General features: G+C 67.3%; 16 protein-coding genes. 7 read left to right on the plus strand and 9 right to left on the minus strand.

Annotated features, from left to right (window positions below):
- Positions 1 to 56: 56 nt before the first annotated feature.
- The 4 genes from pbpC to M2282_RS11650 all read left to right on the plus strand — a co-directional run bounded on the left by pbpC (position 57) and on the right by M2282_RS11650 (position 4,891).
- Complete coding sequence (gene pbpC / locus M2282_RS11635; RefSeq protein ID WP_432422893.1) at positions 57 to 2,432, plus strand: penicillin-binding protein 1C; 2,376 nt, start codon at positions 57 to 59, stop codon at positions 2,430 to 2,432.
- Positions 2,433 to 2,507: 75 nt separating this feature from the next.
- On the plus strand, positions 2,508 to 3,869 hold the full coding sequence (locus tag M2282_RS11640; protein ID WP_280808946.1) for an esterase-like activity of phytase family protein: 1,362 nt from the start codon (positions 2,508 to 2,510) through the stop codon (positions 3,867 to 3,869).
- A gap of 59 nt (positions 3,870 to 3,928) precedes the next feature.
- Positions 3,929 to 4,294: a TA system antitoxin ParD family protein gene (locus M2282_RS11645; RefSeq protein WP_280808947.1), complete on the plus strand. Its 366-nt coding sequence runs from the start codon at positions 3,929 to 3,931 to the stop codon at positions 4,292 to 4,294.
- A 12-nt stretch (positions 4,295 to 4,306) separates the two neighbouring features.
- Positions 4,307 to 4,891, plus strand: a complete 585-nt coding sequence (locus tag M2282_RS11650; RefSeq protein ID WP_280808948.1) for a zeta toxin family protein — start codon at positions 4,307 to 4,309, stop codon at positions 4,889 to 4,891.
- A 52-nt stretch (positions 4,892 to 4,943) separates the two neighbouring features.
- On the opposite strand, the gene M2282_RS11655 is transcribed toward M2282_RS11650, so the two are convergent.
- The 3 genes from M2282_RS11655 to speD are packed head-to-tail and all read right to left on the minus strand — an operon-like array spanning position 4,944 to position 7,455.
- Positions 4,944 to 6,341, minus strand: a complete 1,398-nt coding sequence (locus M2282_RS11655; protein WP_280808949.1) for an aminopeptidase P N-terminal domain-containing protein — start codon at positions 6,339 to 6,341, stop codon at positions 4,944 to 4,946.
- Complete coding sequence (locus tag M2282_RS11660) at positions 6,338 to 7,051, minus strand: nucleotidyltransferase family protein (protein WP_280809183.1); 714 nt, start codon at positions 7,049 to 7,051, stop codon at positions 6,338 to 6,340. The genes M2282_RS11655 and M2282_RS11660 overlap by 4 nt, the downstream gene beginning before the upstream one ends.
- A gap of 23 nt (positions 7,052 to 7,074) precedes the next feature.
- Positions 7,075 to 7,455, minus strand: coding sequence for an adenosylmethionine decarboxylase (speD, locus tag M2282_RS11665; RefSeq protein WP_280808950.1), 381 nt, complete (start codon positions 7,453 to 7,455; stop codon positions 7,075 to 7,077).
- A 145-nt stretch (positions 7,456 to 7,600) separates the two neighbouring features.
- Between speD and M2282_RS11670 the strand changes: the two genes are divergently transcribed.
- Positions 7,601 to 9,715 carry a transketolase family protein gene (locus M2282_RS11670; RefSeq protein ID WP_280808951.1) on the plus strand — a complete coding sequence of 705 codons (2,115 nt, stop codon included), beginning with the start codon at positions 7,601 to 7,603 and terminating at the stop codon, positions 9,713 to 9,715.
- 60 nt (positions 9,716 to 9,775) lie between these two features.
- On the plus strand, positions 9,776 to 10,777 hold the full coding sequence (gene gap, locus M2282_RS11675) for a type I glyceraldehyde-3-phosphate dehydrogenase (RefSeq protein WP_257863071.1): 1,002 nt from the start codon (positions 9,776 to 9,778) through the stop codon (positions 10,775 to 10,777).
- A 44-nt stretch (positions 10,778 to 10,821) separates the two neighbouring features.
- Here gap and M2282_RS11680 read toward each other — a convergent pair whose 3' ends face one another.
- From M2282_RS11680 to M2282_RS11695, 4 genes are all read right to left on the minus strand, one after another.
- Positions 10,822 to 11,424, minus strand: coding sequence for a hypothetical protein (locus M2282_RS11680; protein ID WP_280808952.1), 603 nt, complete (start codon positions 11,422 to 11,424; stop codon positions 10,822 to 10,824).
- Between the two features lie 33 nt (positions 11,425 to 11,457).
- Positions 11,458 to 12,054, minus strand: coding sequence for a hypothetical protein (locus tag M2282_RS11685; protein ID WP_280808953.1), 597 nt, complete (start codon positions 12,052 to 12,054; stop codon positions 11,458 to 11,460).
- 15 nt (positions 12,055 to 12,069) lie between these two features.
- Positions 12,070 to 12,666: a hypothetical protein gene (locus M2282_RS11690; protein WP_280808954.1), complete on the minus strand. Its 597-nt coding sequence runs from the start codon at positions 12,664 to 12,666 to the stop codon at positions 12,070 to 12,072.
- An 87-nt stretch (positions 12,667 to 12,753) separates the two neighbouring features.
- Positions 12,754 to 13,062, minus strand: a complete 309-nt coding sequence (locus tag M2282_RS11695) for a putative quinol monooxygenase (RefSeq protein WP_280808955.1) — start codon at positions 13,060 to 13,062, stop codon at positions 12,754 to 12,756.
- A 107-nt stretch (positions 13,063 to 13,169) separates the two neighbouring features.
- Here M2282_RS11695 and M2282_RS11700 point away from each other — a divergent pair, with 107 nt between their 5' ends.
- Positions 13,170 to 14,495, plus strand: coding sequence for an Nramp family divalent metal transporter (locus M2282_RS11700; protein ID WP_280808956.1), 1,326 nt, complete (start codon positions 13,170 to 13,172; stop codon positions 14,493 to 14,495).
- Here M2282_RS11700 and M2282_RS11705 read toward each other — a convergent pair whose 3' ends face one another.
- Positions 14,496 to 14,837 (minus strand): protealysin inhibitor emfourin, encoded by a 342-nt coding sequence (locus tag M2282_RS11705; protein WP_280808957.1) that lies wholly within the window; start codon positions 14,835 to 14,837, stop codon positions 14,496 to 14,498.
- Positions 14,834 to 15,901, minus strand: coding sequence for a M4 family metallopeptidase (locus M2282_RS11710; protein WP_280808958.1), 1,068 nt, complete (start codon positions 15,899 to 15,901; stop codon positions 14,834 to 14,836). Before M2282_RS11710 ends, M2282_RS11705 begins: the two co-directional genes overlap by 4 nt.
- Between the last annotated feature and the right edge of the window lie 56 nt (positions 15,902 to 15,957).

Genomic DNA, 15,957 nt, shown 5'->3' on the forward strand with positions numbered 1-15,957 from the left:
GCCTTGTCCCCTCTCCCGCCTGCGGGAGAGGGCCAGGGTGAGGGGGCAGCGCTTCCATGACCACTGTGCTCGATCCATCGCCGCAGCCCTCACCCCAACCCTCTCCCGCAAGCGGGAGAGGGAGCAAGAGAGGGCGCGCGCGGCGAACGCTTGTGGCTTTCGCGTTGATCGCGCTGCTGCTCGCCGTGCTGCGCCTCTGGCCCCACGCCCCGCTCAGCGAAACCGTCGGCAGCTCGCGCGCCGTGTACGCGCAGAGCGGTGAACTGCTGCGCCTCACGCTTGCAAGCGATGAGCAATACCGCCTCTGGGTGCCGCTCGACCGCATCTCGCCAACGCTGGTCGATGCCGTGCTGCTGTACGAAGACCGCCGCTTCTACGCGCATCCCGGCGTCAACCCCGCCGCGCTCGCACGCAGCGCGTGGCGCATCGCCAGCGGCGAGCGCAGGCAGGGCGGCTCGACGCTCACGATGCAGCTCGCGCGGCGCGTCTACGGCATCGACAGCCGCACCGCCATGGGCAAGATCGCGCAGATCGGCGCGGCGCTCTGGCTCGAAGCGCGCTTCGGCAAGCGCGAGATCCTCGAGGCCTACCTCAACACCGCGCCCTACGGCGGCAACATCGAAGGTGTGCAGGCCGCGAGCCTCATCTACTTCCGCAAGGACGCCGCCAAGCTCAGCCTGCCCGAGGCGCTGACGCTTGCGGTGATTCCGCAGAACCCCGTCAAGCGCATTGCCGAGCGCGGCCGCAATGCCGAGCTGCAATCGGCGCGCGAACGCCTGTGGGCGCTGTGGGCCGAGCGCGATCCCACCGCGAAGCAGCATGCGCCCGATGCACAGCTCGCGCTCTCGGCGCAGTCGCGCGGCAGCCTCCCCTTTCTTGCGCCGCACGCCACCGACATGCTGCTCGCGCAGGAGCGCGGTGTGCAGGAAGTGCGCACCACCATCGACCTGCGCATGCAGGCCACGCTCGAACGCGTGATGGGCCAGTACCTGCGCACGCACGCCGACGTGGGCATGACCAACGCGAGCGCGCTGCTGCTCGACGCCTCGACCATGCAGGTGCGCGCGCTGATCGGCTCGGCCGACTGGCACAACGACGCGATCGCGGGGCAGGTCAACGGCACGCAGGCCAAGCGGTCGCCGGGGTCCACGCTCAAGCCCTTCATCTATGCGCTCGCGCTCGACCAGGGGCTGCTGCATCCGAAGACGATGCTGAAGGACGCGCCGACGTCCTTCGGTCCCTACACGCCAGAGAACTTCGACCATCGCTTCGCCGGCCCGCTCTCCGCGCAGGAGGCGCTGATTCGCAGCCGCAACATCCCGGCGGTGTCCGTGGCCGCGAAGCTCTCCAAGCCCGGGCTCTACGACTTCATGCGGCTCGGGGGCGTGCAGAAGCTGCAGAGCGAATCGCACTACGGCCTCGCGCTGGTGCTGGGCGGCGGCGAGGTCACGCCCGAGGAACTCGCGGGCCTCTACGCCACGCTGGCGAACGGCGGCATCTCGCAGCCGCTGCGCTACACCCAGCCCGCGCCCGACGAGCGACCGGTGCAGCCGCTGCGCCTCTTGAGCGAAGAGGCGTCGTTCATCACGCTCGACATGCTGCGCCACACGCCGCGTCCCGACACCACACTGCCGGCGCGCCCCGCCATCGCATGGAAGACGGGTACGTCATGGGGCTTCCGCGATGCGTGGACTGCAGGCGTATTCGGCCGCCATGTGCTCGTGGTGTGGGTCGGCAATTTCGACGGCACGAGCAACCCCGCGCTCGTGGGCGTGGATGCGGCCGCACCGTTGTTCCTGCGCATGGTCGATGCGCTGCGCGCCGAGCGGCTGGACCTCGGCGAGATCGCGACGCGGCAGCCGGCTGACCTGCGGCAGGTCGAGGTGTGCACGGCGACAGGCGGGCTGCCCGATGCGCTGTGCCCGGTGCGCACCACGACATGGTTCATCGCCGGCAAGTCGCCGATCCAGGTCAGCAACCTGCACCGCGCCGTGTGGGTCGACGAGACGACCGGCAAGGTGGTGTGCGGGCCGCAGCCCAATGCGCGGCAGCAGGTGGTCGAGCAATGGGGCAGCGACATGCGCCGGCTGTTCCGCCAGGCCGGCTTGCCGCGCGCAAGCCTGCCGACCGATGGCTGCGAGAAGGGCGAGGCCTCGGAAACGGCGCCGCTCATCACCTCGCCCCTGCGCGGCGTGCGGCACACGCTGCGCGTGAAGAAGCCCGAGCCTCTCGTGCTGCGCGCCGAAGCGGCTGCGGGCACGCAGACGATCTACTGGTTTGCCGATGACGCATTGATCGGCCGCGCCGCGCCCGGCGAAGGCATCACCTGGATGCCCGACATGGCGGACTCGGGCCGGCGCTACGTGCTGCGTGCGGTCGATGACCAAGGCCGCGCCGAGTCGCGCGAAGTGACGGTCGACATCGCACCTTGAGCCCGGTGGATGTCACGGCGCCGTCACGTGCAATCGGCATGGTCTCGCGTTTCGACTGAAACCTTTCTTCTGCCCATGACGCGTCTCGCCTCCCTCTCCTTCATCGCCCTCGCCACCGCGCTCGCCTGCGGCAGCGCGGCCGCACAGACCGCCTTCCCCGCCACGCTCGCCGGCCACGCCGTGCTGCCCGCGCAAAGCTTCGTCGCCGCGCCCAAGGATGCGCCAGCCGACCTGCAGACCAGCGGCAAGTTCACCTCGGGCAAGCGCGTCGAGGCGCTGGGCACGGTCGAAGGCCTTTCGGGTGGCCGCGGCACCGGTGTCTCGGTGCCCTTCAAGGGCCAACCGCTTCAGGGCCACTCGGGCATCAAGAAGATGGACGACGGCTCGTTCTGGATCCTCACCGACAACGGCGCTGGCGCGAAGGCCAACTCGCCCGACTTCATGCTCTACCTGAACCACTACAAGGTGGACTTCAAGAGCGGCAAGTTCCATCGCCTGAACACGATCTTCCTGCACGATCCCGACAAGAAGGTGCCATTCCGCATCGTTCACGAAGGCACGAAGCAGCGCTACCTGACGGGCTCGGACTTCGACCCCGAGAGTTTCCAGTTCGCTGGCGGCGCGCTGTGGATCGGCGAGGAGTTCGGCCCCTTCCTGATCAAGGCCGACCTGAAGGGCAAGGTGCTCGCGGTGTTCGACACGCAGGTGGACGGCAAGGCCGTGCGCTCGCCCGATCACCCAGCCGTCACCACGCCGGGCGTGCCGGGCTTGCCAAACGGAGGGGTCGACTTCCAGATCAAGCGCTCCAAGGGATTCGAAGGCATGGCCTCGTCGAAGGACGGCAGCAAGCTCTACGCGCTGCTCGAAGGCCCGGTGTGGAATGCCGACGCCAAGGACTACGAACGCGTCGACGGCAAGGAAGCCCTGCGCGTGCTGGAGTTCGACGTGGTCACCGAGAAATGGACGGGCCGCCACTGGAAGTACCTGCTCGAAGTCAACGGCAACGCCATCGGCGACTTCAACATGATCGACGGCACCACCGGTTTGATCATCGAGCGCGACAACGGCGAAGGCACGAGCGACAAGGCCTGCCCCGAAGGCCAGAAGCGCACCGACTGCTTCCACGACATCGCGAAGTTCAAGCGCGTCTACAAGGTCGAGCTGAGCGATGCGAATGTCGGCGGCGCGGTGCGCAAGATCGGCTACATCGACCTGCTGAACATCGCCGACCCGGACAAGCTCGCGCGCAAGCCGCTGAACGACGGCGTCCTGAAATTCCCGTTCTTCACCATCGAGAACGTCGACGTGGTCGATGCCACGCACATCGTGGTCGGCAACGACAACAATCTGCCCTTCTCGAGCAGCCGCGAGCCGAACAAGGCGGACGACAACGAGCTGGTGCTGCTCGAAGCCGCCGCGCTGCTGCAGGCGAAGTAGGCGCACGGGTGGCCCGGTTTTCCCGATTGGCGCAAAATGCGCCAATCAGGAGAAATTCCATGGCAACACCCACTGCCTTCGCTTCCGTCAAGCTGCCCGCATCGCTCGTGGACAAGGCGCGCGATGCGGCCCAGCCCATGCGCCGCTCTGTCGCGAGCCAGATCGAATACTGGGCAACGCTGGGCCGTGCGCTCGAACGCGCAGGCCTGACCGTGCAGGACAGCCAGGCGCTGATTGCGCGCGAGGAATCGCCTCTCTACATGACCGAGCCGGCGCCCACCGCCCTGTCGCCCGAGCTCGGGGCGCTGCATGACCATGTGCTCGCGCTGGCGCAGTCGGGCGTGCTGGCCCAGCGTGCCCAGGCCGCCGTGGCCGAGAACCGTGCCAGGGCCGCCCCGGCCCCCCGGTCGCGCAAGGCGGCCTGAACCTCATCTCGCATGCCGGTGTTTCATCTGATTGCCGGACCCAACGGGGCCGGCAAGTCGACGCTGTACCGCTACCTGATCCAGCCGCGCTATCCGCAGCTGCCGTTCATCAATGCCGATGTCCACGAGCGCGAGCATCTCGGCCACATCCGCAATGCGCTCAAGCGCTCCGAGGCCGCCCGTGCCTGGGCCGATGGCGCGCGCGAGGCCTGCCTTGAGGAACAGCGCTCGTTCGTGAGCGAGACGGTGTTCTCGCATCCCTCCAAGCTGCAGCTCATTGCCGATGCGCAGGCGCGCGGCTTCGAGGTGGTGCTGTACGTGGTGTGCGTCGACGAGCCGCGCCGGCTGCTCACGCGCGTCCAGCAACGCGTGAGCGAAGGCGGCCACAACGTTCCGGCGGACAGGATCCTGGCGCGCTACCCGCGCACCGTTGAGCACTTGCGGCTGGCGGTGCGGCAGGTGCAGCTTGCGATGTTGTTCGACGGCGCCGATGTCGAACTGGGCGGCCCGCAACTGGTTGCATCGGTTATCGGTGGGCAGGTACAGAGGCACGCGGCGCGGCAGCCGGCCTGGGTGTTGAAGGTCTTGGGCGCCTAGCGGTCGCTTGAGCTGGTCGTCACTGGCCTGGTACGCCGCCCGCGGACGGCGATCAGCCGCGCATCAACGCCTCGATCTCATCCGCCTTCACCGGCACGCCGCGCGAAATCAGCTCGCAACCCGTCGCCGTGACGATCGCATCGTCCTCGATGCGGATGCCGATGTTGTGGAACTGCTCAGGCACGCCGTCGGCCGGCCGCACGTAGATGCCGGGCTCCAGCGTCAGCACCATGCCGGGCTGCAGGATGCGGCTCGGGCGGTTCTTGATGACCTCGTTCGACAGCGGATCTTTTCGCTCGCTCACTTCGCCCACCTGGGTGGGCTCCACGTAGCTGCCGCAGTCGTGCACGTCCATGCCCAGCCAGTGGCCGGTGCGGTGCATGTAGAACTGGAAGTAGGCGCGCGAGTCGATCACGTCGTCCACGCTGCCGACCTTGTTGGCATCGAGCAGGCCGAAGTCGAGCATGCCCTGCGCCAGCACCCGCACCGCGGCGTCGTGCGGGTCGGTGAAGCGGTTGCCGGCCTTGGTGGCGGCGGCCGATGCGTCCTGGCTCGCGAGCACGAGGTCGTACAGCGCGCGCTGCGGGCCGGTGAACTTGCCGTCGGCCGGGAAGGTGCGGGTGATGTCGCTCGCGTAGCCGTCGAGCTCGCAGCCCGCGTCGATCAGTACCAGCTCGCCTTTGCGCAGCGGCGCGGCGTCGGCGCGGTAATGCAGCACGCAGGCGTTGGCGCCGGCCGCGACGATGGAGTAGTACGCCGGGTACTGCGAGCCGCCGAAGCGGAATTCGTGCAGCAGCTCGGCGTCCAGGTGGTATTCGCGCACGTCCTTGCCTTCGCGCAGCATGCGGGACGACAGCTGCATCGCGCGCACGTGGGCGCGGGCGCTGATCTGTGCGGCGCGCCGCATGATGTCCTGCTCGTGCGCGTCTTTGATCAGGCGCATCTCGTCGAGCGGGCCGCACAGGTCGCGCTGCTCCTCGGGGCACAGCGCGCCATAGCGCACGCGCGCGCGCACCGATTGCAGCCAGCCGTCGATGCGGGTCTCCAGGCCCTTGTGGATCGCGAACGGAAACCACACGGTCGAGCGGTTCTCCAGCAGCTTGGGGAGCTTCGCGTCGAGGTCGGCGGCCGAGAAGGCCTCGTCGACACCGAGCGCCGCGGGCGCGGCCTCGGGGCCGAGGCGATAGCCGTCCCAGATCTCGCGTTCCAGGTCCTTGGGCGCGCAGAACAGCGTGGCGCGGCCGTCGCCGGCCAGCACCAGCCAGGCGTTCGGCTCGGTGAAGCCGGTCAGGTAATAGAAGTAGCTGTCGTGGCGGTAGAGGAAGTCGGTGTCGCGGTTGCGCGGGCGCTCGGGAGCGGTCGGGATGATGGCGATGCCGTCCTTGCCCAGTTGCGAGGCGAGGCGCGCGCGGCGCTCGGCGTAGATCGTGGTGGTGTCTGCGGAGGTCATCTTGGCGTGGTGTTCAGTTGGGCAAGCCGTTCGGGGGTTCCCACATCGGTCCAGGGGCGGGTGTAGAGCTCGGCGCTCACCAGTTCATTGTCCATCGCGGCCCGCAGGATCGGGGCCAATGGGACCTTGACGCCGGACGGGTTGCCGGGCGGGACGTTGCAGTAAGGCGGGGCGAACAGGGCGGCGCGGTAGAGGCCGATGGTCGAGAAGGTGTGCTTCTGGGCGGCTGTATTGAGCGCCAAGCCTTCGGCGGAGAGGCCGAAGTCGCCCTTGAGGTTGTGCGCCGGGTTCGGCACCAGCCACAGGTGCGCGAGCTTGCCGCTGGCCAGGAAGCGGTCTACCGAAGCCTGCGTGAAGCGGAAATCGGGCGCGAAGACGTCGCCAGCCGCGACCCAGAACACCTCGCCCAGAAGAGGCAGTGCGCGCACGATGCCGCCGGCCGTCTCCAGCGCGCCGCCGAAGTCGCGGCCCTCGTCGGAGTATGAAATCGATAGCGTGCCATGCCCGTCCAGCAAGGGGCTTGCGCCGAAGCGGGAAGAAATCTGCGCGCCCAGCCAGTCCGTGTTGACCACCAGATCGGCGAAGCCGCCGTCGGCCAGTGCTTCCATCGGCCACTGCATGAGCGGCTTGCCGCGCACTTCGAGCAGGGGCTTGGGCATGGCGTCGGTCAGCGGGCGCATGCGCTCGCCGCGGCCGGCGGCCAGGATCATCGCCCGGACGGAAATCGTCCTGCTCACGCTGCTATGCGGCCGCGCTGCAGCTCGTTGCGTTCGCTGTGGGCCGGCTGGAACAGCGACACCAGGCACGCCATCAGCGCATGCGCCTTGGCCGAATGGTCGCCGCCGAAATTGCAGACGTACACGTCGAGCGTCACGCCGCGCTGCTCGGGCCAGGTGTGGATGCACAGGTGCGATTCGGCCAGCAGCACCGTGGCCGTCACGCCGCCCGGCCCTTGCGGCGTGGCCGGAAAGGAATGGACGATCTTGCCCACCGCCTGCAGCCCCGCGGCTGTCACCGCCTTGATGCAGACCGCGCCCAGCGCAGGGCCGTCGGTGAGCCATTGGAGACCGCATTGGCAGTCGTGGAGATCGGCGGTGAGGTGCAGCCCTTGCATGGGTGGCAACTCTAGCAGCCGGCCCGCCGCACAAGAGCATCACAAGGGTGTTCAGGCCGTATCGAGGCCGGCCAGGGCTCGCCCGGTAAAATCACGGGTTCTCCCGACCCCAACCTTCCCTTTTCCCCCAGAAAGTCCACCGCACATGGCAAACCACGCCCTGATGGCCAACGCAATCCGCGCTCTGGCTATGGATGCCGTCCAACAAGCAAATTCCGGGCATCCCGGTGCACCGATGGGCATGGCCGACATGGCCGTCGCGCTCTGGGGCGATCACCTGCGCTACAACCCGGCCAACCCGCACTGGTTCGACCGCGACCGCTTCGTGCTCTCCAACGGCCACGCCTCGATGCTGCTGTACGCGGTGCTGCACCTCACGGGCTACAACCTGCCGATGGAAGAGCTCAAGCACTTCCGCCAGCTGCACAGCAAGACCGCCGGCCACCCCGAGATCGACGTGACCCCCGGCGTGGAAACCACCACCGGCCCGCTGGGCCAGGGCATCACCAACGCGGTCGGCTTCGCGCTTGCCGAAAAGCTGCTCGCCGCGGAGTTCAACCGCCAGGTCGGCAAGGTGAACCACGACATCGTCGACCACCACACCTACGCGTTCCTCGGCGACGGTTGCATGATGGAAGGCATCAGCCACGAAGCCTGCGCCCTCGCCGGCGCCTGGCACCTGAACAAGCTGATCGCGCTGTACGACGACAACGGCATCAGCATCGACGGCCAGGTCAAGCCCTGGTTCATCGACAACACCGAAGAACGCTTCAAGGCCTACGGCTGGAACGTGATCGGCCCGATCGACGGCAACGACGCGAAAGACGTGTCCAAGGCCATCGCCAAGGCGAAGAAGGAAGAATCGAAGCCCACGCTGATCATCTGCAAGACGACCATCGGCAAGGGCAGCCCGAACCGCGCCGGCACCGCCAAGGCGCACGGCGAGGCGCTGGGCGCCGAAGAAATCAAGCTCACCCGCGATGCGATCGACTGGCACTACGCGCCCTTCGAGATTCCGGCCGAGGTGTACGCCGACTGGGACCACAAGGACGCTGGCGCCAGGACCGAAGCCGCCTGGAACGAGAAGTTCGCCGCCTATGCCGCGGCCTTCCCCGACCTGGCCGCCGAGTTCACCCGCCGCATGAAGGGCGAGCTGCCCAAGAACTTCCACCAGGTCGCCTTCGACACCGTGGTCGCCGCCCACACCAAGGGCGAGACCGTCGCCAGCCGCAAGGCCAGCCAGCTCGCGCTGGAAGCCTTCACGGCCGCGCTGCCCGAAATGCTCGGCGGCAGCGCCGACCTGACCGGCTCGAACCTCACCAACACCAAGAGCACCGCGGCGCTGCGCTTCGATGCGAAGACCGGTGCCGTGGTCATGAACGTGCCGGCTGTAGAAGCCAAGCAAGGCGCCGAAGACGAAGCCAAGCCCGAAGCCCCGGCCGAAGTGCCGCACGGCACCATCGGCCGCCACATCAACTACGGCGTGCGCGAGTTCGGCATGGCGGCCATCATGAACGGCGTGGCGCTGCATGGCGGCTACATCCCCTATGGCGGCACCTTCCTGACCTTCAGCGACTACAGCCGCAACGCCATCCGCATGGCTGCGCTGATGAAGCGCCGCGTGATCCATGTGTTCACGCACGACTCCATCGGCCTCGGCGAAGACGGCCCGACGCACCAGTCGATCGAGCACGCCGCCTCGCTGCGCCTGATTCCGAACCTGGACGTCTGGCGTCCGGGCGACACCGCCGAAACGGCCGTGGCCTGGGCCGTGGCGCTGCAGAACCAGTCGCGCCCGACCGCGCTGCTGCTGAGCCGCCAGAACATCGCCTACGCGCCGAAGAAGGAACTGGGTGACATCAGCCGCGGTGCGTACGTGCTGTCCGAGCCCGAGACCGTGGGCCTCAAGAGCAAGAAGACCGCGGCGGTCATCATCGCCACCGGCTCCGAGGTGCCGCTCGCGCTGGCTGCCCAGAAGCTCCTGGCCGACAAGAAGATCGCCGTGCGCGTGGTCTCAATGCCTTCGACCACCACCTTCGACCGCCAGGACGTCGCCTACAAGAAGGCCGTGCTGCCCAAGAAGATTCCGCGCATCGCCGTCGAGATGGGCTGCACCGGCGGCTGGTGGAAGTACGGCTGCGCGGCCGTCGTGGGCATCGACACGTACGGCGAATCGGCACCGGCGCCGGAGCTGTTCAAGCATTTCGGGTTCACGGCGGAAAACCTCGCCGCCACCGTGGAAGCGGCGCTGCGGGACTGATCGTCCCTTGGCGCTTCTTCCCGTCCGATCACCAATTTTTCAACCTTAGGAGCAAGTCAGATGGCTATCAAACTCGGTATCAACGGCTTCGGCCGCATCGGTCGCAACGTGCTGCGCGCAGCGGTGCAGAACTTCAAGAACGACATCGAGATCGTTGCCATCAACGACTTGCTCGAGCCCGACTACCTCGCCTACATGCTCCAGTACGACTCGGTGCATGGTCGCTTCAAGGGTGAAGTCACGGTCGAAGGCAACACGCTGATCGTCAACGGCAAGAAGATCCGCCTCACGCAAGAGCGCGACCCGTCGCAGCTCAAGTGGAACGAAGTCGGCGCCGACATCGTGCTCGAATCGACCGGCCTCTTCCTCACGAAGGAAACGGCGCAGAAGCACATCGACGCGGGCGCCAAGAAGGTCATTCTTTCGGCCCCGTCGAAGGACGACACCCCCATGTTCGTCTACGGCGTGAACGACAAGAAGTACGCCGGCGAAGCCATCATCAGCAACGCCAGCTGCACCACCAACTGCCTGGCCCCGCTGGCCAAGGTGCTGCACGACAAGTGGGGCATCAAGCGCGGCCTGATGACCACCGTGCACGCCGCCACCGCCACGCAGAAGACCGTGGACGGCCCGAGCAACAAGGACTGGCGCGGCGGCCGCGGCATCCTGGAAAACATCATTCCTTCGAGCACTGGCGCAGCCAAGGCCGTGGGCGTGGTGATCCCCGAGCTCAACAAGAAGCTCACCGGCATGAGCTTCCGCGTGCCGACCTCCGACGTGTCGGTGGTCGACCTCGTCGTCGAGCTCGAGAAGGAAGCCACGTACAAGGAAATCTGCGCCGAAATGAAGGCACAGAGCGAAGGCGCGCTCAAGGGCGTGCTGGGCTACACCGAAGACAAGGTGGTGGCCACCGATTTCCGCGGCGACCCGCGCACCTCGATCTTCGACGCCGAAGCCGGCATCGCCCTGGACAGCACCTTCGTGAAGCTCGTGAGCTGGTACGACAACGAATGGGGCTACTCGAACAAGTGCCTGGAGATGGTGAAGGTCGTGTCGAAGTAAGACTTCGCGGCTTCAACGAAAAACGCGCCTGAGGGCGCGTTTTTTCATGGCGTTGAGGAGTCCAGTTCCTGCTCCGATTGGTAAGACCCGAAGAGCCCACGCAGGCTCTCCGCGTCATGGGAGCCGGGGCCGGCCCATGCCAAACGTTGTTTCAATGCCGCATCGTGCCTCGCGTCCGGCACGAGCATCCGCATTCCCGCTTGCAGGCGGATTCCACCGCTGAGCAGCCAGGCCACGGACAGCATGAGCGAGTCCAGATGCGTGCCCCAGTACAACTGGGCAAGCACCCAGGCTTCCGTGTTGCCGGCCAAGCCGTATTCCAGCGCGGTGTCGTCGAGTGCGCTCTTGAACGTCGCCCAGTCCAACGGCGACACCCCTTCGCGGAAGATCCCCTCGCCGGGCGCTCCGATGGGGCTGGCGATCAGCGCGTGCAACGATGCAATGAATGGTGGATCGAGCGACACCTCGGCTTCGCGCGCCGATGCGACAACGCTGAACCAGGCCGAATGAATCGCGGCTTCGAGCGCATCGCCGGGCGTGTTGGTCAGGTCCCAGTTTCCGAACGCCAGCTCCATGCGAGCCAACGCGCGCGCCAAGGGCAGCGCGCGGGTTTCGGCGTCGTCCCAGATGGTTTCGATTTCATGCATGGCCGCAATGATCAGGCAAGTGCAACGGCCCGATCACTGCAGCTTCTCGTTCTTCCGAATCTCGCTGCTGAGCTGCGAAGTCAGCTGCCTGGCCGCGCGCCGCGCTGCCAGCCCGTAGTCGCCATTGAACTCGCCGAACTCCGCCGCACCGCTACCGGTTGCACGCACGCGGGTCACTTCGACCCCGGCGGCGTTGCTCACCACGCACAGCACCTCGGCCGTGAACGAGGTCGGCGGCCAGGTGACCCATGACGACGAACTCGAATCCGTCTTGATCTGCGGCGTGAACACCAGCGACACGCCCGCTACTTCATTCGCCTTCGCATCGCCGGCGGTGCGCACGACAATCACGTTGCGGTACACCCCGCGCAGTGCGTCGCGAATCGACTTCTCCAAGTCGCGGTACGGGTAGTAGCTCACCCGGTCGCCGCTGCCGCCGGCAGTGGTCACCTGCAGGTCGCGCTGCGCATCGGTCATCACGTAGGCGACCTTCTTCGGGATCAGATGGGCGACGGAGCGCGGTGGCGCTGTCTCGGTGATCATCGTGATCGGATGGGAGCAGCCGGCCAGCACGATGGCCGTGGCCAGCGCCGCGGCCAGCCGGGGATGCGGGAAAGACAGAAATGCCATGGTGCGTCTCCAGACCTACGGCGCAATGGCCGCGACGAATTGCGGGTCCGCATACACCTGCCGCAGCAGCGCACGCACCAGCCGCGGATACGCCGCCTGCCCGGCGGGCACGGCCACGATGTTCGCGTAGCTCGAATCGAAGGCGATCTCGCCGCGGTAGGTCTTGCGCAGTTTCTGCGCCGCATCGCGCGTGACGGTGAGTTCCACGTCCATGCGGCCGGTGCCATTGATCACGCCGAGGTCCAGTTCATTGACGACGATCCGCGCTGTGATGCGTGTCGGCGCCTTCGGGTCGTAGACGGAGATCTCGCTCAGGTCGCGCATCAGCGCGTCTTCGAGGTACTGGGCAAAGGTGCCGCTGGGCGACACCAGCTTCGCGCGGCGCAGGCTCAGCGTGTTGATCTTGTCGTTCGGGTCGGTCGGCTGCACCTTGGCAACCGCCACCTTGCCGGGGTTGTTCGCCTCGAGCCGGTCGAGCGCTTCATAGTCGGCGGCATAGGGCGGCGCGCTCAGCTGTGCGCAGCCTGTGGCCAGCAGCACCACGGCGAATGCGCCTAGCCTTGCGGCGACGGCGTGCAAGCGCAAACCATGCGGTCCGGTGAAGATCACCATGTCTTGAGTCCTCGTCCGAGTTGTCTGCTCCCCGGCGCGAAGGTAGCACGCCCCGCGCCCCGCGCGAAGGCCGCTAAGGGAAGAACCTCAGACCGGTTCGAGCACGTGGATCAGCTTGGCCTCGACCAGCTCCCTGGTCTTCTCGCCATGGGCTTTCATGTGCGGTGCGACGCCGTGAGCCTGCAGGTGCGCCAGCGTTTCCCACTTCTCGATCACCACGAAAGTGTCGGGGCCGAAGCTCGCCTTCGAGGTGGGAACGCCCTGCGCATCGACCGTGGCGCCGTACTCGATGCAGCCCTCTTCGGCCAGCACGGCCTCGCGGTTGGCGGCGAAGGCTTCGAGCAGTTTGGCGCGTTGGCCCGGCTTGGCGGTGATGACAGCGACTACGTGAATCATTGGAATGCTCCGGTGTGTTGTTGGGTTGGGAAGCGTCGAATCTAAGAGGTCCGCCGCCCCGGCGCGGGTCTCGCACGAGACCCGCGCGCCACCCTATCATCGCGCGCATGTTCTTTCCCCTGCCCCGCACGGCCACCGCGCCCTTCTGCCCCTCCGAAGTCAAGGGCAGCGTGGCGGTCCCGCAGGACCTGCCCTTCGGCAAGAAGCTCCTGCGCTATGCGGGCCCGGGCCTCCTGGTGTCGGTGGGCTACATGGACCCGGGCAACTGGGCGACCGACATCGAGGCGGGCTCGCGCTTCGGCTACGGCCTGCTCTTCGTGGTGCTGCTCGCGAGCCTGGCGGCGATGCTCTTGCAGACGCTGTGCGTGCGGCTCGGGCTGGTCGCGCAGAAGGACCTGGCGCGCGCCTGCCGCGAACACTATTCGCCGCGCGTGAACCGCTTCCTCTGGCTCGGTGCCGAGCTGGCGATCGTGGCCTGCGACCTCGCCGAGGTGCTGGGCAGCGCGCTCGCACTGCACCTGCTGTTCGGCGTGTCGATTCCGGTCGGCATCGCCATCACGGCCTTCGACACGCTGCTCGTGCTGGGCTTGCAGGGCGCGGGCTTCCGGCGGGTGGAGGCCATCGTGCTCGGGCTGGTCGGCACCATCGCGGGCTGCTTCATCGTCGAGCTCGCGATGTCGCAGCCCAACTGGTTGGGCGTGGCGATGGGCTTTGCGCCCAGCTTCGAGCGGCTGCAGCAGCCGGGCGCGCTGTACCTTGCCATCGGCGTGGTTGGCGCGACCGTGATGCCGCACAACCTGTACCTGCATTCATCCATCGTGCAGACGCGGCTCATCGCCGACACCGATGCGGCGCGGCGCGAGGCGGTGCGCTTCTGCACGCTCGATGCGGTGGTGTCGCTGTCGCTCGCGCTGCTGGTCAACGCGGCCATCATGGTGCTCGCGGCCAGCGCCTTCCACGCAACCGGCCACCAGGACGTGACCGAGATCGACGATGCCTACCGGCTCATCGAGCCCATCGTCGGCAGCGCGTTCGCGGCCACGCTGTTCGGCATCGCGCTGCTCGCCTCGGGCCAGAGCTCGACCTTCACCGGCACCATCGCGGGCCAGATCATCATGGAAGGTTTTCTCGACCTGAAGATCCCGTGCTGGCAGCGCCGCCTGCTCACACGCGCACTCGCGCTGGGCCCGGCGTTCCTCGGCGTCTGGTGGTTCGGCGATGGCGGCGTGGGGAAGATGCTGGTGCTGAGCCAGGTGGTGCTGAGCTTCCAGCTGCCGTTTGCGATGTGGCCCTTGATCCGCTTCACGAGCAGCCGCGACATGATGGGCGGTTTCGCCAACGGTCCGGTGGTGAAGCTGCTGGCCTGGGGTCTGTTCGGTGTGATCAGCGCGGCCAACGTGTGGCTGATCGGTTCGGTGATCGCCGGCGGTTGATCAGCTCTTGCGGCGCTTCCCGGCATCTTTCCAGAGATGCACCAGCGCCGCGGGCGCGTCGGTCTCGGGCACGTCGAAGCTGACCGAACTCGCAGTGGCTGTGCTCTCCATCACCACCTCCACGCGGTAGATGCGCTGGTCGCCGCCCGGCGAGGCCGCACTGCTTTCTTCGGCGTGCGGCGCGGCGCTTTGCAGTGCGTCGTCGATCTGCTGGCGCAGCTCATCGGTGCAGTCGCCCAGCTGGAAGCTGCGCGGCCGGGCGAGACCCGGCAGGTAGGCGATGCCGCCTTCGCGCGTCACGCGCACGATGGTGGCGTCGTTCAGGGGCGGCAGGTGAATCATGATGCGGTGACTCCCACGGTGTTCCATGCGGCAATGACCGCCTTGTGCGCCGCGCTGCCGGCGCCAAAGCGCTTGGCCGCGGCGCTCGCGGTCAGTTCGGCGAAGGCGGCGAAATCGGCGTCCTGCTTCAACCGGCGGTCGCACACGGTGTCGTACCAGATGCGCCCGGCCGTCTCCCACGCCGGGCCTTCGATGGCGGTGGCGGCGAGATGGAAGGCGCGATTGGGAATGCCGGAGTTGATGTGCACACCGCCATTGTCCTGCCGCGTGACGACGATGTCATTCATGTGCGCCGGTTGCGGGTCCTTGCCGAGCACCGGGTCGTCGTACGCGGTGCCGGGCTGGGCCATCGAGCGCAGGGCGCGCGCCTTCACCGCGTCCTTGAAGAGTCCCGCGCCCACCAGCCAGTCGGCCTGTTGCGCCGTCTGCTTGAGCACATGCTGCTTCACGAGCGCGCCGAACACGTCGCAGATCGATTCGTTGAGCGCGCCCGACTGGCCCTGGTAGACCAATCCCGACTCGTGGTCGATCACGCCGTGCGTGAGTTCGTGGCCGATGATGTCCACGGCGATGGTGAAGCGGTTGAACACCTCGCCGTCGCCATCGCCGAACACCATCTGCGTGCCGTTCCAGAAAGCGTTGTCGTAGTCGTTGCCGTAGTGCACGCTGCCCGAGAGCGGCATGCCCGCTCCGTCGATGGAGTCGCGCTCGTAGATGTCGCGGTACAGGCGCCAGGTCGCGCCCAGGGCGTCGTAGGCTTCGTCGACCGCCACGTCCTTGCTGGCGGGCTGGCCCTCTGCGCGGATCAGCTTGCCGGGCAGTTGCGTGGTGTTGCCGGCGTCATGGATCTTGCGTTCGGGCGAGCTGTGCTTCGCGTACTGCGGTGCAGGCGCCGACGACACCTTGGGCGCGAGGAATTCGCGCAGCCCGCGGTGCTCGCGATCGATCATCAGCGTGTTGGCCGCGCGTGCGCTGACCGGCGCATCGGCGTGCGCCGCGAGCCGGTCCAGCAGGTACGGCGGTACGAAGCCGGGCGGCAGGATCGGTGGCGGGCGAAGCGGCATGAGCGGTTCTCCGGTGGGCAATCAGCGATGAAAAATACGGTAGCAGAAAGCCGCCG

The sequence above is a fragment of the Variovorax boronicumulans genome, from assembly GCF_029892485.1.
Classification (GTDB): Bacteria; Pseudomonadota; Gammaproteobacteria; order Burkholderiales; family Burkholderiaceae_C; genus Variovorax; species Variovorax boronicumulans_B.

Excerpts from the sequence above, each read along its gene's own strand:
- pbpC (WP_432422893.1), top strand. The coding sequence starts at position 57 with ATGACCACTGTGCTCGATCCATCGCCGCAGCCCTCACCCCAACCCTCT.
- M2282_RS11640 (WP_280808946.1), top strand. The coding sequence starts at position 2,508 with ATGACGCGTCTCGCCTCCCTCTCCTTCATCGCCCTCGCCACCGCGCTC.
- M2282_RS11645 (WP_280808947.1), top strand. The coding sequence starts at position 3,929 with ATGGCAACACCCACTGCCTTCGCTTCCGTCAAGCTGCCCGCATCGCTC.
- M2282_RS11650 (WP_280808948.1), top strand. The coding sequence starts at position 4,307 with ATGCCGGTGTTTCATCTGATTGCCGGACCCAACGGGGCCGGCAAGTCG.
- M2282_RS11655 (WP_280808949.1), bottom strand. The coding sequence starts at position 6,341 with ATGACCTCCGCAGACACCACCACGATCTACGCCGAGCGCCGCGCGCGC.
- M2282_RS11660 (WP_280809183.1), bottom strand. The coding sequence starts at position 7,051 with ATGATCCTGGCCGCCGGCCGCGGCGAGCGCATGCGCCCGCTGACCGAC.
- speD (WP_280808950.1), bottom strand. The coding sequence starts at position 7,455 with ATGCAAGGGCTGCACCTCACCGCCGATCTCCACGACTGCCAATGCGGT.
- M2282_RS11670 (WP_280808951.1), top strand. The coding sequence starts at position 7,601 with ATGGCAAACCACGCCCTGATGGCCAACGCAATCCGCGCTCTGGCTATG.
- gap (WP_257863071.1), top strand. The coding sequence starts at position 9,776 with ATGGCTATCAAACTCGGTATCAACGGCTTCGGCCGCATCGGTCGCAAC.
- M2282_RS11680 (WP_280808952.1), bottom strand. The coding sequence starts at position 11,424 with ATGCATGAAATCGAAACCATCTGGGACGACGCCGAAACCCGCGCGCTG.
- M2282_RS11685 (WP_280808953.1), bottom strand. The coding sequence starts at position 12,054 with ATGGCATTTCTGTCTTTCCCGCATCCCCGGCTGGCCGCGGCGCTGGCC.
- M2282_RS11690 (WP_280808954.1), bottom strand. The coding sequence starts at position 12,666 with ATGGTGATCTTCACCGGACCGCATGGTTTGCGCTTGCACGCCGTCGCC.
- M2282_RS11695 (WP_280808955.1), bottom strand. The coding sequence starts at position 13,062 with ATGATTCACGTAGTCGCTGTCATCACCGCCAAGCCGGGCCAACGCGCC.
- M2282_RS11700 (WP_280808956.1), top strand. The coding sequence starts at position 13,170 with ATGTTCTTTCCCCTGCCCCGCACGGCCACCGCGCCCTTCTGCCCCTCC.
- M2282_RS11705 (WP_280808957.1), bottom strand. The coding sequence starts at position 14,837 with ATGATTCACCTGCCGCCCCTGAACGACGCCACCATCGTGCGCGTGACG.
- M2282_RS11710 (WP_280808958.1), bottom strand. The coding sequence starts at position 15,901 with ATGCCGCTTCGCCCGCCACCGATCCTGCCGCCCGGCTTCGTACCGCCG.